The following is a 21,411-nucleotide window of genomic DNA, read 5'->3' on the forward strand; positions in this document are numbered from 1 at the left end:
ATATTTAGTTTATTATTATTCTGTAAATGTATCATCAGGATTGATATTGATATCACCACCATCTATCCATTCACCAAGTTCTGCTTTAAGCTCAATCTTCTTGATGCCATAAACAGCAATTGTGACATTATAAGAAGTAGATGCAGCGAAAGTAGTAATACCGGCAGCAGCACCATCTTTAGTTACATCACTAGCTTTCAAAGTCAACTTGTATGTTTCTGTCTGCTGTTCAACAGGCACCGTATTACCTGATTCATCAATTTCCTGTTTAACAACAACTTCAATATCATAGGTTTCAACACCCGGTTCAACTAACAATGCTTCACCTACAGCAGTCGGAGTTGCCGCATCAGCTGCCGAAGCATAGTACGTTTTATCTGTTAACAGCTGCATTACATTACCATTTCTTTCCTGAAGAGACAATAAAGAGCCTTCATCATTTCCATCCCATTTGATACCCTTATTTGCATCTGCAGCATATACAAATACCAACTTTCCGGTAGTTTTTGATTTTACTTTAATAGATTGTACATACACATTCTCAGGTTTAGAACTTCCCATACCTTTGATGTTGAATACAAGACGAGTCAACAAGTGTTCAAACTTCATTGAGGGCTGAACTTCTCTACGAGCTGTATAAGAACTGTATGCCTTATTTATATCTTCAGCATCAAGTTTGGCCTTATCTGCTTCAGAAAGTTCAGCTTTTGCAATCATCAAATCCTGAGAACCATTAATCACAAAAGATTTATACAGTACGTTTGTACCATTCATAGCCTCAGATCTTGCTTCTCCAGTTACAGCATCATCTCCATAATAACCAAAGAAATCATAAGCGCCACTACGTGGGAAATAACGAGATTCGTCATTTTTCCATTTAACACCTGAAATCTTATCACCCGTTCCAACTGTTCCCTCTTCATCACGCAAAGCATAAGTATTCAGGTCTGCAATTCTATCGCTCATTGTTATGCCTGTCTTAGAATCCTTCTGGCAAGCATAGATATACAATTTTTGCCCACTCCATGTATTAGAAATAGTAGCACCATCACCTCCGATAGTACCGGCACTTCTGGTAGCATTAACAGTTACAGAAGGAGCGGCGGCAGAAAGTAAGATAGCATCTGCGCTAGGTGTCAAATCTACAGGTTCATTTCCCGGTACACCCTCATTTTCGCTCTGCGAACAAGATGCCAACACTCCGGCTGCCACCATTGCATAAAGAAAAAATCGTTTCATAAATCACACAAATTTAAATTAATAATAATATGTAAGTTTCACTTTTTATTCATCCTTGTATTCATCGTCGGGGCTAATATTTATATCTCCTCCATTTGTCCAAACACCACTTTCAACTTCAGACTTAATATCTGACAAACTATTAATTGTCAAGTAAATAGTATACGCTTTCCCTGCACTAAAAATTCCATTATCATTTTTATTTTCCAGTTCTACATCAACTTCCGTATACAACGCCCCTTCCAGTCCCTGTTCCGCACTCAAAGTAATTTTTGCCCGATAAGAATCAGCAGGTGCCACCAATAAACTTGTACCACTATCACGGTCGTTATCTTTGTCTTTATCAAGAACATAACGATAATGTTTTTTATCATCATCCGTCACATTCTCATAGATAGGACAATCAGCTACCAAACACCATCCGGCATTTCCAACGAGTTCCCCGTTTTTCTTTCTTAGTTCAAAAGAAGTATAATCCTCGTTATCAAAAGATATCCCCCTCTTGGGCTTTGTCATATCATCCGCATCAGGGTCACTTACCGCTACTGTAAACCGTCCTTTATATTTTGAATTCAACTCGATCTTTTTAACTGTCAAAGTCTGATCCAACGAAGGTATGTCACTACCATTCTGGTTTGAACCGCCATCTGGCCTACAAACCACAAACCGGAGAAGAACCAAATGATGCTCAAACTGAAATACCGGATTTAGTCCATGATTGGCAGAATATGCACTAAATGCCCGCCCCAGAATTTTATCCCCATATGGATTATCTTTGTATTTATCTTTCTGGGTCTCAGGATCTGCCATAGAAGACATGAAGTCTCTGCGTCCATCCAGTTCGACATCATAATAAATATGATCTTTCTCACGATGGCACTCACCCATCCAATCATCCAAATAATAAGCAAAGAAGTTATAAGGCTGATTCGTATTCTTCATATTATAATAGATCTCCTGAGAATTCTCATCCGGATAGAAAAGCATTAAATTGGAATCTTCTTTCTTTACGCCTACTTCTTTCCCGTGCTCAGAAACCTGTACATTTGCTCCTCCGGTTCTATGCCCATCCAACAAGCAGAAATCCTGGTTTGTCTCACTCCAGGGTTTGGACAAATCCGTTTGCGAATCCTTATTAAAAGCATATACATAGAATTTCACATTGTCCCAGAAACTCGCATCATTGCCATTATTGACCTCACCACTTCCGCGTGTCAATATCTCAAAATCAGACATACCTAAACTCAATACAATAGGAATCGGCTCCACTAAGGGAGCATCGTCATCTGTCGTCAGTTCTCCTACATATGTATCTCCGGAACAATTAAACAACAGTATCGAACAAAATCCGATCAATAAACAGTGCTTAATCTTCATATATATTATCTGCTCTTTTTTCATCATTCCATTATATGTCTACATGAATATCACCTACAACTTCCCATCCACATACACCGTCACTACCCATTTCCGGGTTTAATCCTACAATACGGAAAGGCGTCTCAATCTTCAACGCAGCCCGGTCTTTCACTTTCTTGCGCTCATTCACCTGTCCTGTTTCCATCGTAATCTCCTGTTCTTTGATTTGTTTTGACAGATTGGACTTCGCATGAATAGCCCGAACATCTGTAGGAGTTTTCACATACAAAACGATACAGCAAACGCCCGGCCCTGTTATTGTGTAACTATCCACACCGCCTATCAATCCGAATACTTCTAAAGACGCTTTGCATGAAAGAGTTACAACAGGCTTTTCTCCTTCAGCAGATTGGGAAACTTCTTTTTCAATCACTTTTACAATCACCCTTTTCAACTCTGCAATATTCAAAATACCTGTAGATAAAGAGACTTCCGGCGCAATACCAGCCATTTCTACATAAATATCTTGAATATCATCCTCTGCTAACTGATTATTCTTCTCATCTGCTGCTAATTGAACTGTGAACTGGATATCAACATGTTGGGTAAGAGATGTAAAATCAAAAGGCTGTATATAATTCTTCCCGGCATCCAATTCTAAATAGTCACGACGAGCTACCAGCAATCTACGGCCAGCATCCTTTACATAGCCGATTCCAGGATTTAAATCCGCCCATTTCCGATTGTCTACCAGTTCTTTACTTACATCTTTCTGTACTACTTCCTTATGGCGCATCTTAACTTGCCTGACCGGAATAGCTTCATCGGCTTTAAACTCATCTAAACCAACCAGCGATACTCTCTTGTCTTCCTCTTCTACCTGTATAACCTTACCATCATTATCTTTCAAGTCATTTCCTTTATCGTCTTTCTTCGTTACTTTTACCTTCGGATATTTCGGATCTGTAAAAGCCATCATAAAGTATTCTCCACCAGGAAGTTTGATATCCGGTTGATATTCATCTGTCGGTTCTGTACCGCCGTCAGGAGTCTCAGTTCCGCTATCGTCACGAGTCACAGAATCATCTCCGGGAGTTTCAGAACTGTCACCGCCAGGCGTAGTTCCCGGTTCTTCATCTTTACTCTTTTCGATCAAAAATCTCCCGTCTTTATCCGTTTGATAAACCATATGTCGTGTATTCAAAATACGGGTTGCCACGAAATACAGACGTTCAGGTGTTTCGGCTGCTGACAAGTTTAAATCACTCCAATTATATGTGACAGAAAAGCCATCCACCACATGAGGATGCGTTCCCTCATCACATAAATCCACCTTCGTACAACCGACCAGCAATAACGACGCAAATATGACCTGATATATAATAGTAGTTACTTTCATCATTCTTCACCTCCCGCATTTGTAATTTCCGGATTATCCTCCCGACTTCCTGAAGATTGTGGAGTCACAGTCTGCGGGTCAGACGACTCTGACTCCGTAGACTGCTTCTCCTGAACAGGTTGCTGTTCATCTGGGGATTGTTCTTTTATCTCCGGTGTTTCCACACCTTCTTCCTGTTTTTTATCTTTTTTCTTTTCTTTCGAACGTTTCTTTTCCTCTTTGGCAACGTTTTCCAAAGAATCTTTCATTAGCTTAGCTTGCTCCTTCTCCAATTTCTGAACTTGTTCCAAAGAGTCTTTCATTAATTTAGCCTGTTCTTTATCAAGTTTGCGAACTTGCTCCAAAGAGTCCTTCATCAATTTCTCCTGTTTCTTCAGTGAATCCTTTATTTGTGATAAAGAGTCCTTAGCCAGATTCAAAGAATCTTTCTGTAACTTTTTCAACTCCCTGTTCTTTGTCCTGGCTTCACTTATCGAGTCACGCCTCAATTGTTTCTGCCGCTTGGCTTCCGTACGGGCATTAATCTTATCGTAATCAATCAGTTTATATTTATTCTTGACAGAAGTCGAGAAACGATAGACAAACGCTACACGCAAGTCACTAACGACCGGGAATGGAACCAGATGTCCTCCCTTACTCTTTTCAGGTAAACGGGGATAACAATTACTTTCCTCGTCATGTCGGTAAGCATCATATTTAGTATAGACAAACCCTACGCTGGCTCCCAATTCCAGATCCACAAAATTGTCACGATAACCATATAGAGGAATGCTGAAACCACCCGATACACCAAACCCTAGAGCAGACCCCTGCATACCACGTTTGCCGAACTTAAAATTATAGTTAGCATAATCGGCATATACACCCCAATAATAGGCACGCCAATAACGGGGGTGGAAACGCTTAATCGTAAACACCTCTTCTTTTAAACGTTGAAAGAAACTGGCTGAATCCAAATGGTGGAAGTTACGCTGAGTTGTACGGAAGTAATTCCGAAATTCCAGGCGGGTATCAAACAGATTATATACTATACTAGGCTTGTAATTCTGCGAAGTACTCCAATTACCCTTTATACCAAGGCTTAATGTGTAATGTTTATAAGGAGAACCGAACAGATCAAATTCGGCAGTAATATTAGGTAATAGCACAAGCCAGTCGACCGCATTCGTCTTGAATGCCAGTCGAGACTTGAAAGGCATTATTGAATCCTTGTTCTCTACTGCCTTTTTACGCATAGCCGGAGATTGAGCATAACACTCCACTCCTGTGAAGAAAAATAAAGAAAATAGAATACAAGACAGTATTCTTATCCTACAATTTTTCCCCTTCTTTACGTACTTGTCTACAAATAACACTTGCTTCCCTTGTACAAGGAAAGCATTATGTTCGCCCTCATTTCCCATAATTCGCGTCTGCGCCCTTATTTTTGTTTATTTGTCCGCATTGTTCCCTAATACAATGCTACTTTGACCGCAAATGTATGGCAAATGCCATAATATAACAAATAAAATTGATGATTTAATATAAAGAATTTTAAAATACAAGTCCAAACTTCCTTATTTTAGTACTATTTACCCCCAAAAAGTTATAATATCAAGAATGAAAATGAGTTAGCAGAACAAACAGAATAGCAATATTTTTCTTAAAGATAGAAGAATAGTAATAAAACAAGGTTACAACCAATCACGACACCGAATCCTCCCAAAATCCAAGGACGAAGTTTGCTTCCCTTTCCGGCAAAAAACAGTGCGTAGAGCATATTAACCAATATATTACTGATTATGGCCTGCATACTACAAGCCGTAATAATCAGTACGGCGACAGTGTCCGTATTTTGCAACAGGTTTAATATGAAAGGAGTGATATCGCTAAAACCGGATACAAAAGAAAGAAGGTTCAATCCGCCTGTACCGGCATAGACCAATGTATAATGAGTAAGAATAGTAAAGACAACAAAGAGTACGGCAAAAATTAATGCCACTTTAAACTCTAGCGGGTTGCTGCTGTCATCATCTTCTTCATCGACAGGCTGACCTTTCGGACGTTTTTGCCGGGAATGAATAAACCATCCTACAACAGCAGCCACTACCGACATAATCAGCAGATACGGATAAATGGCAAGAAAGATTTCTCTGCTAAAGATTAGTATCAATATCATAAAACGCAGGAACATCATACTAATAGCGAGTAACATGGCAGCAACGTATTCCGTAGCTTCCTCCGCCGAAGCTTTCCGGCTCTTACGGGCGAGTACGGAGATGGTAGCCGTACTACTGTACAATCCACCAATAATACCTGAAACCAGAGTACCTGATTCATGGAATACATACCGTTTCAACAGATACGAAAGATAAGAAATACCGGAAACTACTACTGTTGCCAGCCAGATAGAATAAGGAGTCAGATTTATATCGGGAATCAGATTCTTATTTGGAAGCATAGGCAATATAATACCACTGATGGCCAAGAACTTTGCCAACGTAATCATTTCGTCATTTTTCATCCGTTGGGCGAATTCCGTAAAAGTATGTTTGAGCTCAGTTAATAGGAGTACTGTCACTATTACCATAACGTAGAACCAGGAAGGCTGTGTAGCTACGATAGGAGCCATACAATAAGTAATCAAGGCAATAATAATAGTGGTAACGCCAAAGACATGGAATTGGGATTGCTTCACGTAATAGTTTAAGCCCAACAGCAAACCCAACACTGCACCACCTCCCATAAACAAACGCATATCGGTGGGATCCAATATATAGAGCAGATAACCCAGAATACCTATAAAAGTAAATGTACGGTCGGTTCCGAAAAGAGTGGTTTCACCCTCACGTTTCAAGCTGATCCGGCGCTGCGAGAGGCCGATTAGCAAAGAAAACAAAGTCACCAGAATAAAAGTAACCAATTCACGCGGCACATAATTGTACAACTGTTCCATATCCATACATCGTCCTTTTTAGATAAGAACAAATATACGGTTTATTTGTTAACATTCACCACGTTTTATACGGCTTTTTCATTAGTTGGGAATTGTAGTAGCGTATATCTCCTGTCACTTCTTCACTTATAAAGTCCGGTTTTACAAAAGCCTCATCTTCAGATTCCAGTTCTACTTCAGCAATGACAAGACCGTCGTTTTCACCATAAAACTCGTCAACTTCGAATACATGTTTACCGCTGCGCACCAAATAACGAGTTTTATCAATAATACCCGGTTCGCAAAGTTTCATCAATTCTTCCGCTTCAGATAAAGAAAGTTCCTTCTCCCACTCATAGCGACTGGTGCCGGAAGCATTGGAAGCGCCCTTAATAGTCAGATAGCCTTTATCGTCCCGAATGCGTACCCGGACAGTTCTCCCGCGAGCACTACTAATATACCCTTGTACAATACGGCTTTGCGCAAATGCAAAAGATTTAAATTCTCCGGAGACTAAAAATTTACGTTCTATTTCTTGTGCCATGGCACAAAAGTAACCATAAAAATTAAAATCTCGTCATAAACTCAATTACGATTTTATCCTGTTCCGATTCTTTAGGTATGCCGGACTTCTTATAGAAATACTTCTCAAAGTTCAGCCGCAGGTCGGCAATAAAAGCTTTAGAAAGACTTAGTGTGATTCCGCCTGTCACACGATGGCGGGCATAATCATTGATTATTAAGGTCTTGGTTGTTTCATCCATCTTGCCGTCACTATGGTCTGTCATCATGTCATAACGGGCAAGGAAAGAAATCTTATTGAATACCTTTTTCAACGGTAAATCGTAATTAATGAAACTATTCACTGCATGTACATCCTTAAAAGCTTCGTGTCCATACATCTTATATAAATATTCCGCTTCAATATGAAAACGATTGTTCTGATAATAGATGCCGGCATCATACATATTAATCCGTACATTTTCCGGTTTTATCATTTGGGTGCTGAGCGTTACATTCCAGTTCTTATCAGGCAATAGCTGTGCTTTCACCGAATAATTGAGCGTCTTATGCCATTCCTTCTGATTAGTCAGACCGGAACCATTGAATAATCCGCCTTCAAGAATAAATGGAAGACCACCTTTATTGGTATAGGCAGTCGTAAAACCGACATCACGCACATTTCCCACTTGCTTGGCTATGAACGAACGGTTGGCGAAATATTGCTGATGAGGAGAACGATGGGCGTCTATCGTGAAAGGAACACGCATCTGTCCAAGCGTAAAATTCAGGTCTTTCATCGGAAAGACACGCACATAGGCATCGAGCATCTTAATAGAACCTTCGTCAGAAAGGTCTATCTCGGCTTTATAAGCTACCAAAGGATGTACATTCCCCGAAACGCTGAAACGCGCGTTACGCACTTCGAAACGACTTTCCTGCGTTTCTGTCTGGAACTCGTATTTTCCCCGGATTGTTCCATGAATTTCGGGTAGATAATCCTTAAATTCCATTGTTTCCATCTCCAGTTTCTTGCCATCCCCGGCATCTTCTTTGGCCTGCCCGAAGGCTGCTGTCGCTAGCAGAAGTGTAACGACTGTTGTTGTAATTCTACTCATTTCAGTTGTTTGCTACTTAATTCGTGGCAAAAGTACAACTGCGAGGATACACAAAAATGACAATTTGAATACGGATAGGTTACGGAAAAGTTACATTCCCGTTACATCAGCTACGGAAGCATTACAAAACAAAATTCACCACAGATTATATGATTTACCGGAGTTTTCAATAAATGAAACGCAACTGTTTCATTCTCTCCGCACCATCTCTATAATCTGTAGTGAATCAATCAGCCGAAAAAGGAATATGCTATCAGCATAATTAGCGCCAAAATAATTAATGAGACGAATACTATTTTGACAACTTTCTGGGCTTTCTCTTCTTCCTTCTTACTTATTGCTGCTTTTTTCTTACTCTTACCCATAATAGTTAGCTTTAAAGTTCAACGCTAACAAAGTAAGAACAATTCTTTTAACTTTCCAAAAATAACACTCGCTAATTTTGCATTTTATGATTCCTGTGAAGAGAATTCCATCAGATAAGCTTTGATGAAATCTTCTATCTTACCGTCCATCACTCCGTTTACATCCGAAGTCTGATAGTTGGTACGATGGTCTTTCACACGGCGGTCATCAAACACATAGCTTCGTATCTGCGAGCCCCATTCGATTTTCTTCTTGCCGGCTTCCACCTTTGCCTGTTCAGCCATGCGGTGCTGCAACTCCTTATCATATAAGATAGAGCGTAATTGGCGCATTGCATTCTCACGGTTCTTCGGTTGGTCGCGGGTTTCGGTATTTTCAATCAGGATTTCTTCTTCCTCGCCCGTATAAGGGTCTTTGTACTGATAACGCAGACGGACACCGGATTCTACCTTGTTCACATTCTGCCCACCGGCACCACCGCTTCGGAAGGTATCCCATGAGATATTGGCAGGCAGGATATTCACCTCAATACTGTCGTCCACCAACGGAGTGACGAATACAGAGGCAAAAGAAGTCATACGCTTGCCCTGTGCATTATATGGAGAAACACGCACCAGACGATGCACACCGTTTTCCCCTTTCAAGTAACCGTAAGCAAAATCCCCTTCGATATTGATTGTACAGGTTTTAATTCCGGCTTCGTCACCTTCCTGAAGGTTGGCAATGGTAGCCTTATACCCGTTCGTCTCGGCATAGCGCAGATACATACGCATCAGCATGGAAGCCCAGTCCTGACTTTCCGTACCACCGGCACCGGAGTTGATTTTCAACACACAAGCCATCTGGTCAGCCTCATCACGAAGCATATTTTTGAGTTCGAGTGCTTCCACAGCTTCGTAAGCTTTCGCATAAGCCGTGTCCACGTCTTCCTCAGTCACCAATTCTTCCTTATAGAAATCAAATGACAGTTCGAGCTCGTCTGCCAGCGTCTTGACTTCGTTATAGCCGTCAATCCACTTTTGCAGGTCTTTCACCAGTTTCATTTGAGCTTCAGCCCTCTTCTGGTCGTCCCAGAACCCCGGAGCTTGTGTCCTTAATTGTTCTTCTTCGACTTGAATTTTCTTCCCGTCGACGTCAAAGATACCTCCTCAGCGCATCAGTGCGCTCTTTCACGTCTTTAAGTTGTTCAATAGTAATCATTTGATTTAGAATTTTATTATTTACAAATTTCTGATATCGGGCACAAAGATAAGCAAAATTCCGCTACTAAAAAGGAACAGCGGACTATGCGTTTTCTTCGTACATTTTTTCTATCAAATCTTTATAGTTTTCCGAAACGACCGACCGCTTCAACTTCAACGTATTAGTCAGTTCCCCACGTTCCATGCTGAACGGTTCGGGAAGTAAAGTAAAACGTTTGATCTGCTCATAATGCGCAAACTGCTGTTGCAAAGTTTCTATCCGTGCACGGAACAGGCCGACAATCTTGGGATGCCGCAACAATTCAGCCATATCTTTATATTCGATACCTTTTTCCTTTGCGTACTCTTTCACATATCCGTATACAGGAACAATCAGAGCAGAGACAAACTTACGCTGATCGGCAATAATGGCAATCTGGTCGATATAACGGTCGATAACCAACTTCGTTTCCAAAGCCTGTGGCGCAATATACTTACCGTTCGACGTTTTGAACAGGTCCTTGATACGTTCCGTCAGGAAAAGCTGCCCATTCTTGAAATATCCCGCGTCACCCGTGTGGAACCATCCATCGGGTTCAATAGCGGCAGCCGTAGCTTCCGCTTTCTTATAATACCCTTTCGTGATAGTTTTACCACGGAGCAGAATCTCATTGTCTTCGCCAATCTTCACTTCAACTCCCGGCAACACAACACCTACCGAACCAATATCATAACCAACCGGCAACGTACATGATACAGTAGCCGTAGACTCTGTCAGTCCATAACCAACCACCATATTAATGCCTACCGAATGAACAAATTCATTGATTTCATCGGGCACGGCAGCACCGGCAGTCGGAAAAAAGTTACCGTTCTCAATACCGATAGTCTTCTTCAGTAAAGAATAGATAGTCTTTTCGTAGAACTTATATTTCAGTTGGTTCATCACCGGCGGAGTCTTACCCTGACGCAGATAATCCAAGTTATGAATTCTGCCTACCCGGATAGCATCGAGCATCAACGCTTTCTTCACACCTGTCGTTTCATTTATTTTCTCCTGTACACCGGCATATACCTTTTCCCAAAAACGGGGAACACTGCACATCAGTGTCGGACGAATCTCCTTAATGGTGGTCTGAATATCCGCCGGGCGAAGATTAATGCAAATCTGCACTCCCTTATGGATACAGAGATAACACCATGCTTTCTCGAACACATGAGTCAAAGGAAGGAAGTTCATGGATACATCCTTATCGGACATCGTAGTCAGGCGGTCATCATGCGTGTGAAACTGCTCCAAATAACAGGAATGGTGAAGCATCACCCCTTTCGGCTCACCCGTTGTTCCGGATGTATAAAGGATATTCGCCAAGTCATCATAAGAAGCACGGTCCGTACGTTCTTCCACCACATCATTCTGCAAAAGTCCTTCTCCCATCGCCATAAACTCATCAAAATAGATAGACGATACGTCACGAGGGTCTTTCACCACCGAACGGTCAAAGATAATCAACTGTTGCAGAGAAGTGCAAAAACCAAAGATACTGAAAGCAGAATCATACTGATATTGTTCACCTACAAAAAGATAACGTATTTGTGCATCGTTAATAATATATTGTGCTTGCGCCGGAGAACTGGTTGCATAGAACGGAATAGTAACAGCCCGATTAGCAAATGCTCCAAAGTCTACATAAAACCATTCAGGTTTATTCTGCGAAAAGATTCCGATGTTTTCTTGTTCCTCTACTCCCAGTGCCACAAGTGCGTTGGCTGCCTGTCTCACTGTTCCGGAGAATTGATTCCATGTAATCGGAATCCATTGTGCTGTCTCATAGTCGCGATATTTCAGAGCTACCTTGTTGCCATATTTTTCAGCCTGACGATGGACTAAGACAGATAAATGATGATAAGTCATACTCTTTGTATTAGTAAATATGGCGCAAAGGTATTGGTTTTATTTGAAACTAATTCTATACTGATAATGAAATCTTTAAAAGAGGGGTTATTAAAAGTGGTTCTTTACTCCATAAAGAACATTGCAAAGATAGAACTTTTCCGTAACAATATAAAGCAGATAAAACTTTTATTTCATACCTTTGCAACGACATATTAAGATTTAAACGAAGAAGCGTTTAGTTATATCCTTGCTGCCAAAAATCGCCAAATTTTAAGCACCACAGAGGATATGGACAACTAAATGCTCACGCACTCGTTATACGGGGGCGTGGGCTGTTGTTCTTTTGTGGTGTGGGTGTTTGGCGATACCTTGGCGGCAGATGAACTAACAGTACCCACGCCTCTTTCCTTATATTAACGTTCAGTCGGGTCTGCTGAATAAATTAATCTTATTTAAAATGAAAAAGAAATTTATTAGTGTTTTCCAAGTATCGTTTATGGTTCTTGTAGCTATTTCATCGTTCGCATTATCTGCTTGTAGTAATGACGATGACGACAACACAGATGACGGTAATGGCAGTAGTAAAGTATCTGTTAAGTATGCTGCTACCAATGTGGTTAATACCTATCAAGTTATTAGTGCTGACTACACAGACTATTCAGCAAGTCAAATTGCACCAAGCAATGAAATTTGCTTGAACGCTGTTCTGAAAGAAAATGAAGATGCTGTTACTTGGCGTGAGTTTCAATTTATCGCCACACAATACAAAGAAACTGAAAATGGTACTATCAAAGACTTTACAGGCATCAAGAATCTAAAAGAAGGAAGTCATTTAATCATCTCTTCACGCAAATTATTCTTTTTCATGGGTGGAAGTATGAGCGATGAAGAAACCTATGGAGCATCTAATCCTCATGGAGATGTAATGGTAAAGAGTATCAATGGCAATAAAATGACACTTGAACTTAAAGACTTCAGTTTTACCAACTATAACGCTAAAGCTGAAACAATAATCAATGGTACAATAGAATATAGTCCTAACTGATTATCATAACACAAAAAGGGGCTCTAATATGGAGTCCCTTTTTATAAGTCAAATTCTTTTTTTAGACGCTGTACTGTTGAGGCTGACACATCAGTCAATTTCGCCACTTTTCGCACTGATAAGCCTTGTCGAAGCAATTTAATCACCTCTTTATACTCTTCTTTCTTTTTGTCGGCACTTTTCGCACTGCCTGCTTTCCGCCCAAGCCGTCCCCCCTTAGCAATATACTGCTGTCGCCCACTGTTCAGACGGAACTTGATGTTCTCTCGTTCTAATTGAGAGCAGGTTGACAAGGTAGCAAGCATTATGGGTGCAAACATGGACGGTTGTTTCTCATCGTCCAATAGCGTAAATTTTTCTTTTTGCATATATAAATTAATTCCGTCATCAACCAAACCTTTCACTGCTTCTAATACTTCAAAAGCATTACGCCCCAATCGACTTAATTCAGATACCAACAACATATCTATATTTTCCGTCCGACAATAGTTCAAAGCCTCAACGAGAATTGGACGCTCCGTATTCTTCTTTGCTCCACTTATCTTTTCCTCAAAAACTTTTACAACTTCCATTTTAGAATATTCCGCATAAGATTTTAGGTCTTCCACTTGTCTATCGGTTGTTTGTCGGTCAGTCGTTGAACTAACACGTGCATATATTATCGCTCTCATATCTTGACTTTTTAATTATGAGACAAAGATAATCATTTATCTTATTGTATGCAAATTAATCAAAGAATAAATTGAATACAATATGCAGTATTCTTTTTATCGCATTATAGATTTATTTGAATACACTTCCATTTTGAATACATAAAAGATAAGTGCTACGCATTTTGTACCATATAAAATATTAATTGATAATCAATTAGACCTTTAAAGAGCTGCTTCGCAGGGTGGTTTGCTAATACCCCTGCCCAAAGCAACCTTAATATCAAAGTTGAAAAATTGAAATGCACTTTCCACCATAACGAAAACGCAGTAGCCTATTAGAAAAATAATAAAGCATATCAAAAAGCAAATTTTGACTTTGCGATTGTGACGCTAATGTAGCCATTAGCAATTCATTGGGGATAACTTCACCTTTCCATTGATAAAACTCTTTCAAATGCTCGTTTTTTATCGTTAATTCTACCCGATAATCTTTATCATTAAGTCCATTCCATTGTGGAATATATTTTTTGTTCGATTTTTCCAATTCTTTTTTCTTATCGTACACCTTTAATGACAGTCCGTCTTGTTTCTTCGGGCTAATACAAATAGTTAAAGTCTTTAAACGACATTGGTCTCCCGTTTGTATATGCAAAATTTCATCTAACACTTCTTTCTTGTCTAAACGCGCCTTTCCGTTTAATATCACCTCATAATCATCATTAAACTGCGCATGTTTGATTTTCTTCGCAAAATTAATATTTGTATCTAATGCCACGTGCAAATCCGTAATGTTGTTGAGGCTTAATCCTAATTCATCCGCAATATAGTCCACACAAGCCAACCAATTACATTTACCACTGTCATATATGCCAAACACCTCATAGAAGACCCAATTTTCAATATACAACCACACATAATTAACTTTATCATCTCCCATGCTACGCAATTTTGTTTTTAATGTGGCGAATTTCCTTTCAACGAAGCCGTGTCCGGCTTCGCCGAAAGGAAACTTAATCATTACATGAAAACTATTGGCAAACAAAGCCTCATCACTTGGCACACGTACAAGCGTAAAACTATTATCACTGTCTTCCAATTTATCATATTCATTCAATTTCCTTATAACTTCATCCGTTGCCCGATAGCAAAGGGTCAACTTATCAATGCTTATTATACTCTTTTTCTTTCTCATGCCTTTCTGATTTTACTCTGTTATTTTTATGATATTCTTTTAGGGAAGCACTAAGATGTTCTTTATGCTCCTTAGTCTTCTTCAAGCATTGAAGACTTTGGGAAATGTTTTTGCAATGGGTTGCCGATTTCTTTCGTCCTCGCAAGCGCGCGCTGATTTTCTTCTTTGTTTCTTCTTTCATACTATTAATCCATTATTATATATAAATAAGTAGTTAGATAGATAGAAAAGTTCAATATTCAACCCCACTATTTTCACAGAAAATTTTCTGAGGTACACAGCAAACGGCTGTAAGGTAGGTAAGTTGAAACATACGCTAATTTTAAGAGCGGGGATACACTAAATACCATACTTGCGCAAATTCATCTGACTTTGAGTAGTTCCAAAACACAAAAAGCCCCCTACAAGTACTTCTACCCGCAATTTCACAATTATATATTTTCACACAAATTCGGCAACGATACACCTACCCAATAGGGTGTATAACAAAATCTTCTTCGGTGGGGGGAAGCCATGCAATCTCTTCTATGGCATCTTCGTATTCTTGGCGAGCAATTATTGAAGCAAGTTCCTGCTTTTCTCGTTGCAAATCCCGACATTTAATTTTTAAATCAACAACAGTATCTAATATGCCACTATCCACTACTCCATTATTAGATGCCGCTTGTTGTGGGAAAGAAACCGTATCATTTCCTTTAGTATCATACAATCCCCTTTGATGCTCTGCCCCCTTTTGGGCTGCTTTCAGTTGGTCTATGTGCGTGTATATATCATCAACTGTACTGTCGCAAGTATGCCCCGTAATAGACTTTATTTCGTCTTTACGTGCTCCTGCTTCTGCCATTCGGCTTATAAAAGTATGTCTCCCTAAATGATTATGTATCAATTCATGGATATGTCCTTTATGTGCTTCGACAATCTTCCCTCTCTGCTCCGTATATTCAACTACTCGTGTCAATCCTGCATTTTTAGCCACTTTCCGCAAATTATCATTATATTTTACAGGTAATCGTTGAAGTTGTCCCTCATAATTTTTTATTAGATTTACCAATAATGTATCTTTTATCGGAATATACGCTGCACATTTGCCTTTAGTCTGCTTATTGACTGTAATAATACCCTTACTCCAATCTATATTCTTACTATCCAATAACTGCATTAAGTCTGATTTACGCTGCCCTGTATAACATTGAATTAAAAATAAATCCCTTGCCACTTTACTGCTACCACTACACTCGTATTCCCGTAGTTTTGCAACCTCGTCAGCAGTAAGGGGAGCATTCTTTGCACCCCGTTCAGGTTTAGGTATAAGGTTTTTCGTGATTTGCACCTCATCAATTTCTGTTGCCTGCCAATTAAATTTACGGAACTCTCTACCCGCAGCAACCTTTAAAGCCGCCTTAAGTTTCTTTTGCGCCTCACGTATCGTTGATACTGCATACTGCTTCCCGTTAGGCTGCTTCATCTGTTCCATATAACGGAAAGCATCATTTATCATCTCAAAACTAATTTGGGTAAAGTCATCTTGGTACTGACTATGTTCTTTGAAAAATCGCCTTAAGAAGTTTACATTCTGTAATTCTTTCACTAATGTATTACCACGTTTATTTGCCTCAATGTACCCCATGAGCCATTGAGTTATTGAGTCCCTATTCTTCATAGTATAAGGTTTTAAATTAAAATTCTGTTTGATAATCTCTAAACACCGCTTCGGATACTCCAATTCATGCGGATTATTGCAAATATACGACCTGACGTTATCAAATGCCAACCTTGTTTGGTTAATTTGTGCTAGAACAATTCTGTTATTATCAACATCAAGATTAGAAATATTGTGTATAATCGGCATCTGCAAACGGCTATCCCATTGATTGGGATAAACCTTTGCACCGATGTTAATCTTATACTGTTTCCCTGAAATACGAAACACTGCATATACAATGGTAGGTCTTTTACTCTTGGGATTGCGTAAATTGTAATTCAAACTTAAATCGAAAAAATGCTGCTGTAATACTTCCATGTTCTTAAAAACGGTTCTTTAAAGTGGTACTTAAATTCTGTTCTTAACAAAGCCTTTTCCACTAAAGAACTAACAACAGATAGTTCCTATAACCCTCTCCTGAAATCGGTTGTATTTTTATTTGAAACTATTGCGCAAAATTAGTCAGAAGTTTTAATTTCATGGTCTGAATAAAAGGAAAATAGAAACGGAAAAATTGCGTTTAAAGATATGATGAAAAGCTTCCTTTTCATCATTATTCGGGGTTAACTATGGATAATACGCTTGCACTGTTTTCATTCAAAATACATACCTCAAACGGCCTTAGATAGATTCCATTTCTGTACAAGTCACTATAGGACACTCCTTGCTTTTGAAGTCTACACGAAGTCTGCGCACATAATCCGGTCGAGCCTCTTCGCCGACAGACTCCAACGCCTCAATGAAAGGGGTAATTTCGAGTTTTCGATATGCCTTGCAGTGATATACTGCTGTTGTGTCCGAGGGATGTATCTCCACATCAAACTTCTCTTTAGCCACCAACACGACTTCCAACTGTTCTCTTCGGCGCCAAGCATTTATAATAGGATGAAATCCGGATATATGCCGTTCAATTAAGTATTGTTTTCCTTTTTCTGTGAGCCATACGGTGGCCCTGACTGAGGCACTGTCTCTACGGATAACATTATATGTTATCAGACCAGCGTCCCGATAGCGAATCATGCACGAGTCACATCCGTGACATTCGTATGTCTCGCCCATATAATTACCATTTACAATCCACACATTACTGATGGGAGTTTCCATACCTCCCGGAAGAGGATGGGTGACATGCGGATATTTGCCCCCGAGAGGCAAGGTAACTTTACCTGTCTGCAAAGCAAGAGCATATAACTCCCTATAGGGCTCGAGATGATTGCGGACTACGCGTTCCACATCAGTACAGTTGGTGTTACAAGCCGTGCAAAAACATATCACAGCTATAACAAACATTCCAACAATGACAATTCTTCGTGAAATAATATCAGATAGCATGTTAGGCATATAATCAGATATTAAACTGGTAATCAATAATAAAAAAGGAAGAACACAAATTACACAAGTTATATTGGAAGATAAAGACATCAGCCTCTGAATGTCTAACTTGTGTAATTTGCGTTCTTTCTATCAATTCACACTATTTAATGAAAGTAATCTCATAGATGTCCGGTCCTGTGCCACCGCTGGTTGTCAACATTCCATCAAACTTGATAGCACGTATGTTAACAGGGTTCTTAAATTTCATATATATGACACCATTGTTATCTCTGACAAATCTACCATACGAAATGAATCCGTTGCCTTCATCCACATACACATTCAAACTTCCAAGCTTGTAGCTATTGGTAACAACGTCGAGTCTGACACCCAGAATTTTGATGGGTTCCGGGAAAGTCATTGTCAGGTAATCATTTCTGCCGGGATACCACGTATTACCGGAGCGGTCTCCATCATACAAGCATTCCAGCCTACTGGTTTTGCTTGACTCAAAAACAACATTGTCGTTAAAATACTCTCCTTCAATCACATCATTGGAAGAATCAATATTGTCTTTTTCCAACTTGATGCTCAGCTCAATCAACACGTTATAGTACTGTCCCGATATTCTCACTCCACTGACGACATCTACAAATTCCAAACAAAGTGGCAGAACATATCCCGGCAGTTTGTTCAATAAATCCGGATTAGTGATATCAAGAGTAATCGTCCCCTCTCTGCTTCCGGCAGTTATGATGGCATCATTCAGTTCGTATGCTTCGTCCGGAAACTCTGTCAAAGTATATTCTTCCAACAAGTCGAGGTCCTTTTTGAGACAGACCTTGACATCTTGGTCCAAAGTTTTTTTCATTTTGACATTAAAAGTAAACTCTGTACCTTCGGTTATCGTAGTCTGTTTTCCATCATTTCTGGCATTCAGTTTCAACACAGTCTTACCATCCAAATACAAAATGTTGGAAGGATCAAACGGAAACTCTTCCGGAATATCCACAAATACATAGTTTGCATCGAGCTGATAAGCCAAATCCTGACTTACCACTTCTCCTTGATTGTCATCGCTACAAGACGAAAAGGCAGCTACGACAAACAGTATATACAACAATTGAATTATTTTTTTCATCTGTTTTGATTTTAATTTGTTACACAAACATGAAAACTATTCTCCTACAATGATCAAGTCTTCAGCTGGGAATTGAACATTCTCTACATACGACATCTGAGGAGGATCCTCGTCCCAGATATCCAATGTGCGAAAATCCGAGATTTCCCAATTGCCTGTCAGTTCTTTCATTTCATTGTTCTCCACTGTGTTGAAAGGCATGTACATAATCAGACTGGGATCTGTTGGATCTTGAGGTAAATATTCTTTATCTATTATTTCACCTTCGGTCAATGCTCTGTTCCACATACGCGCTTCGCGAATATAAACACCGGAGTATTCTGTATTTCCTATATATAAACAGCACTTTTTTATGTTTGAGAAATAGATAGGCGAAGTCTCGAACGTCTTCTGCAATTCTCCATTCACATAAACTGAAATACTGGAAGCATCCTTGTGAACAAAGCTGATGTTCAGCCATTTCCCCCTAGATAAAGGTTTGTCGGTCCAAGTATCATCTCCATCACGACCATTCTTGATTTGAATACCTCTCTCTTCGTTAATACGAGTATAAAAATCACCCGTACCGGAGCTTATTGACATAACGGTTTGATTACTGCTAGTCATTCTCGGATAAAGCATACTTACCTGCATAGTCCAATTATTCATAGGCTTTCTCAACTCATCATTAGGTACCAGTGCGATACTTCCTGCACGCGAGAATCGTCCGACAGAAGTAACCAGTTCGCGGCTCAAACGGATGATGGTAGATTTCGGTGAGCTCAACAGTTTATACATAGAAGAATGAGTGACAGATACCGGAATGGCAAAACGCTTGCTATAAGGATATTTATTCTCATCCACTCTCGGAATCTTTACTTCAACACTGGCATTGTACTGTCCGGGGCCAATGGTCACCACGGCTTTTCCATGTGTTTCTTTCTTATCTTTAGTGACAAACACAAAGTCCTCTACCGACATGGGTTCCAGTGCCAGACCAGTTTTAGCGTTATACTCCTCCAGTAGTTGTTTATCTACTTCTACTGTTATTTCCACCGGTTGGTCGGTAATATTGGCCAATCGAGGAGTGATTACAGCACTACCACCTTTTTCGTTATTTACCACCATAGAGATTATACCACTGCTATTGGCGTTGCCCATGTAGACCGCATTGTCGGTCCCTTCTCCTTCACCACTGACCATGTCGCATGCAGCGAAAAGACCTAAAGACAAGAATAATAATATAATATGTTTCTTCATTTTATTCTTTGTTTATAAAGTGACTATATTACTTGATAGGAGGATTCATGATAGAAATTGCCTCCCGTACATTACGATATTCGTTTTTGTTGAATGAATCCGCATTAATGTGATAAGCACCGATACCACCGGCCTCGCGGTTTAGTTCGTTAACCACAAAGTTGGCATACCTTTCAAAACTTTTCTGGTTGCTTACATTGTTTTCGAATGTCTCGGTATAAATAATCTGGTCTTTCACATTGTTTCCCAAGCGGTCGGTTATTCTGGATGTCCACCCACTATAGCCACCGTTATAGGATTGTGCCACAAAGTAAGAGAAAAGAGGTGCCATTTCTGGAGACAGATAGTGGATTGAACCATTGATATTCAAAATCTTCTTCTTACCTTCTTTGGCTTCCAGTTTGTCCAAGCCATCGCGCAACGTTTGAAAGAAGAGATTTTCATTCTCTTTATTACCGTTCTGGCTACAAGAGATGATAGGCCTGTTGTCTGCCCAGTTAGCAGTCCAATCACCGCAGTGATTGCCAGGTTTGAAGGGAGAGGAATAGGAAGGCTCATAGTCGATGTCGAAGCCATCATACCCATACTTGGCGATAGAGTCCAAAATCGCTTGTGCATATTGCTTGATTCCCGTTTCCGGATTATCAGACCACCCTCCTTCAGGAGTATTACTAAGTCCGTTACCCACATTTTCCACAATCCAGCCCACAATGACTTTGGTGCCTTTGTTCTGCACCTCTCTCATCTGTTTCAGGCGTTTCTCATTGATATTAAAACAGTTACCCCAAATTGAAACGATATCCATACTGTCGGGAAGCAACGTCAGATTAGAGTATTCGCCCGGAGTTTCGGCACTCCATGCGTTGAACCATCCGAACATCACCGGATGCTTGGTCTCTTTGTACTCCCTTAAGTCTGCAAGATAGAGTTCATAGAGACGTTTGTTCTCCTCGGCTATGCGTACAGAGTCCTCATAGTTCTGTTGTTTCTGGGCATCTTCTTCCGCCCATTTATCTTTATCACGTTTCTCGTACAGATCTTTTACGGCTTCTTTTTCCAAGTCGATGGTTTCAATGTCAGTACATGAAAACATGAAACTTGCCATGAGTGATAAAACGAAGCATTTTTTTATGTTATTCATCATTTCTGTA

19 protein-coding genes are annotated in these 21,411 nt (G+C 39.9%); 1 reads left to right on the forward strand and 18 read right to left on the reverse strand.

Features of this window, described 5'->3' with window-relative positions:
• Positions 1-15: 15 nt before the first annotated feature.
• The 10 genes from AB5443_RS12470 to AB5443_RS12515 all read right to left on the reverse strand — a co-directional run bounded on the left by AB5443_RS12470 (position 16) and on the right by AB5443_RS12515 (position 11,992).
• Complete coding sequence (locus tag AB5443_RS12470; protein ID WP_368113637.1) at positions 16-1,239, reverse strand: fimbrillin family protein; 1,224 nt, start codon at positions 1,237-1,239, stop codon at positions 16-18.
• Positions 1,240-1,284: 45 nt separating this feature from the next.
• Positions 1,285-2,616, reverse strand: a complete 1,332-nt coding sequence (locus tag AB5443_RS12475) for a hypothetical protein (RefSeq protein ID WP_368113639.1) — start codon at positions 2,614-2,616, stop codon at positions 1,285-1,287.
• Positions 2,617-2,647: 31 nt separating this feature from the next.
• Positions 2,648-4,000: a hypothetical protein gene (locus AB5443_RS12480; protein ID WP_368113640.1), complete on the reverse strand. Its 1,353-nt coding sequence runs from the start codon at positions 3,998-4,000 to the stop codon at positions 2,648-2,650.
• A complete protein-coding gene (locus AB5443_RS12485) occupies positions 3,997-5,232 on the reverse strand; it encodes a DUF3575 domain-containing protein (protein WP_368113642.1) in 1,236 nt (411 codons plus the stop codon). Before AB5443_RS12485 ends, AB5443_RS12480 begins: the two co-directional genes overlap by 4 nt.
• A gap of 407 nt (positions 5,233-5,639) precedes the next feature.
• Entirely contained in the window at positions 5,640-6,932 is a 1,293-nt protein-coding gene (locus tag AB5443_RS12490; protein ID WP_073347405.1) for a DUF4010 domain-containing protein, read from the reverse strand.
• Positions 6,933-6,987: 55 nt separating this feature from the next.
• Entirely contained in the window at positions 6,988-7,455 is a 468-nt protein-coding gene (locus AB5443_RS12495) for a CYTH domain-containing protein (protein ID WP_368113644.1), read from the reverse strand.
• Between the two features lie 22 nt (positions 7,456-7,477).
• Positions 7,478-8,530, reverse strand: a complete 1,053-nt coding sequence (locus AB5443_RS12500; RefSeq protein ID WP_368113645.1) for a porin — start codon at positions 8,528-8,530, stop codon at positions 7,478-7,480.
• Between the two features lie 230 nt (positions 8,531-8,760).
• Positions 8,761-8,895 carry a hypothetical protein gene (locus AB5443_RS12505; protein WP_022139008.1) on the reverse strand — a complete coding sequence of 45 codons (135 nt, stop codon included), beginning with the start codon at positions 8,893-8,895 and terminating at the stop codon, positions 8,761-8,763.
• 84 nt (positions 8,896-8,979) lie between these two features.
• Positions 8,980-10,096, reverse strand: a protein-coding gene (gene prfB, locus AB5443_RS12510; RefSeq protein ID WP_139260906.1) for a peptide chain release factor 2 whose coding sequence is annotated in 2 segments (ribosomal slippage) — positions 8,980-10,032 and positions 10,034-10,096 — 1,116 coding nt in all. Because the reading frame shifts where the segments join, the coding sequence is not laid out codon by codon here.
• Between the two features lie 84 nt (positions 10,097-10,180).
• Positions 10,181-11,992 (reverse strand): AMP-dependent synthetase/ligase, encoded by a 1,812-nt coding sequence (locus AB5443_RS12515; protein ID WP_333698995.1) that lies wholly within the window; start codon positions 11,990-11,992, stop codon positions 10,181-10,183.
• A 439-nt stretch (positions 11,993-12,431) separates the two neighbouring features.
• On the opposite strand from AB5443_RS12515, the gene AB5443_RS12520 reads away from it, so the two are divergent.
• Positions 12,432-13,019, forward strand: coding sequence for a hypothetical protein (locus AB5443_RS12520; protein ID WP_368113646.1), 588 nt, complete (start codon positions 12,432-12,434; stop codon positions 13,017-13,019).
• 41 nt (positions 13,020-13,060) lie between these two features.
• Here the strand turns inward: AB5443_RS12520 and AB5443_RS12525 are convergent, their stop codons facing one another.
• From AB5443_RS12525 to AB5443_RS12560, 8 genes are all read right to left on the reverse strand, one after another.
• Positions 13,061-13,690 (reverse strand): recombinase family protein, encoded by a 630-nt coding sequence (locus tag AB5443_RS12525; protein WP_234132620.1) that lies wholly within the window; start codon positions 13,688-13,690, stop codon positions 13,061-13,063.
• A gap of 262 nt (positions 13,691-13,952) precedes the next feature.
• Positions 13,953-14,864: a hypothetical protein gene (locus tag AB5443_RS12530; RefSeq protein ID WP_368106654.1), complete on the reverse strand. Its 912-nt coding sequence runs from the start codon at positions 14,862-14,864 to the stop codon at positions 13,953-13,955.
• Positions 14,833-15,045 carry a hypothetical protein gene (locus tag AB5443_RS12535; protein ID WP_368113648.1) on the reverse strand — a complete coding sequence of 71 codons (213 nt, stop codon included), beginning with the start codon at positions 15,043-15,045 and terminating at the stop codon, positions 14,833-14,835. The genes AB5443_RS12530 and AB5443_RS12535 overlap by 32 nt, the downstream gene beginning before the upstream one ends.
• 285 nt (positions 15,046-15,330) lie before the next feature.
• Entirely contained in the window at positions 15,331-16,884 is a 1,554-nt protein-coding gene (locus AB5443_RS12540) for a tyrosine-type recombinase/integrase (protein ID WP_368113649.1), read from the reverse strand.
• 303 nt (positions 16,885-17,187) lie between these two features.
• On the reverse strand, positions 17,188-17,907 hold the full coding sequence (locus AB5443_RS12545; protein WP_073347406.1) for a hypothetical protein: 720 nt from the start codon (positions 17,905-17,907) through the stop codon (positions 17,188-17,190).
• Between the two features lie 133 nt (positions 17,908-18,040).
• Positions 18,041-19,021, reverse strand: coding sequence for a DUF1735 domain-containing protein (locus tag AB5443_RS12550; protein ID WP_073346802.1), 981 nt, complete (start codon positions 19,019-19,021; stop codon positions 18,041-18,043).
• A 36-nt stretch (positions 19,022-19,057) separates the two neighbouring features.
• A complete protein-coding gene (locus tag AB5443_RS12555) occupies positions 19,058-20,260 on the reverse strand; it encodes a DUF1735 and LamG domain-containing protein (RefSeq protein ID WP_288359681.1) in 1,203 nt (400 codons plus the stop codon).
• 28 nt (positions 20,261-20,288) lie between these two features.
• The gene (locus tag AB5443_RS12560; RefSeq protein WP_044654820.1) at positions 20,289-21,404 is read right to left on the reverse strand and encodes a glycoside hydrolase family 18; all 1,116 of its coding nucleotides are present in this window, start codon (positions 21,402-21,404) and stop codon (positions 20,289-20,291) included.
• Between the last annotated feature and the right edge of the window lie 7 nt (positions 21,405-21,411).

This window comes from Bacteroides sp. RTP21281st1_H5_RTP21281_210402 (assembly GCF_040918965.1).
Taxonomy (GTDB): Bacteria; Bacteroidota; Bacteroidia; order Bacteroidales; family Bacteroidaceae; genus Bacteroides; species Bacteroides congonensis.

Bases quoted from the DNA above. Each gene is read 5' to 3' on its own strand.
- AB5443_RS12550 (WP_073346802.1), bottom strand. From the start codon at position 19,021: ATGAAAAAAATAATTCAATTGTTGTATATACTGTTTGTCGTAGCTGCC.
- AB5443_RS12475 (WP_368113639.1), bottom strand. From the start codon at position 2,616: ATGAAGATTAAGCACTGTTTATTGATCGGATTTTGTTCGATACTGTTG.
- AB5443_RS12560 (WP_044654820.1), bottom strand. From the start codon at position 21,404: ATGATGAATAACATAAAAAAATGCTTCGTTTTATCACTCATGGCAAGT.
- AB5443_RS12535 (WP_368113648.1), bottom strand. From the start codon at position 15,045: ATGAAAGAAGAAACAAAGAAGAAAATCAGCGCGCGCTTGCGAGGACGA.
- AB5443_RS12540 (WP_368113649.1), bottom strand. From the start codon at position 16,884: ATGGAAGTATTACAGCAGCATTTTTTCGATTTAAGTTTGAATTACAAT.
- AB5443_RS12545 (WP_073347406.1), bottom strand. From the start codon at position 17,907: ATGCCTAACATGCTATCTGATATTATTTCACGAAGAATTGTCATTGTT.
- AB5443_RS12495 (WP_368113644.1), bottom strand. From the start codon at position 7,455: ATGGCACAAGAAATAGAACGTAAATTTTTAGTCTCCGGAGAATTTAAA.
- AB5443_RS12520 (WP_368113646.1), top strand. From the start codon at position 12,432: ATGAAAAAGAAATTTATTAGTGTTTTCCAAGTATCGTTTATGGTTCTT.
- AB5443_RS12500 (WP_368113645.1), bottom strand. From the start codon at position 8,530: ATGAGTAGAATTACAACAACAGTCGTTACACTTCTGCTAGCGACAGCA.
- AB5443_RS12480 (WP_368113640.1), bottom strand. From the start codon at position 4,000: ATGATGAAAGTAACTACTATTATATATCAGGTCATATTTGCGTCGTTA.
- AB5443_RS12525 (WP_234132620.1), bottom strand. From the start codon at position 13,690: ATGAGAGCGATAATATATGCACGTGTTAGTTCAACGACTGACCGACAA.
- AB5443_RS12470 (WP_368113637.1), bottom strand. From the start codon at position 1,239: ATGAAACGATTTTTTCTTTATGCAATGGTGGCAGCCGGAGTGTTGGCA.
- AB5443_RS12530 (WP_368106654.1), bottom strand. From the start codon at position 14,864: ATGAGAAAGAAAAAGAGTATAATAAGCATTGATAAGTTGACCCTTTGC.
- AB5443_RS12490 (WP_073347405.1), bottom strand. From the start codon at position 6,932: ATGGAACAGTTGTACAATTATGTGCCGCGTGAATTGGTTACTTTTATT.
- AB5443_RS12505 (WP_022139008.1), bottom strand. From the start codon at position 8,895: ATGGGTAAGAGTAAGAAAAAAGCAGCAATAAGTAAGAAGGAAGAAGAG.
- AB5443_RS12485 (WP_368113642.1), bottom strand. From the start codon at position 5,232: ATGCGTAAAAAGGCAGTAGAGAACAAGGATTCAATAATGCCTTTCAAG.
- AB5443_RS12515 (WP_333698995.1), bottom strand. From the start codon at position 11,992: ATGACTTATCATCATTTATCTGTCTTAGTCCATCGTCAGGCTGAAAAA.
- AB5443_RS12555 (WP_288359681.1), bottom strand. From the start codon at position 20,260: ATGAAGAAACATATTATATTATTATTCTTGTCTTTAGGTCTTTTCGCT.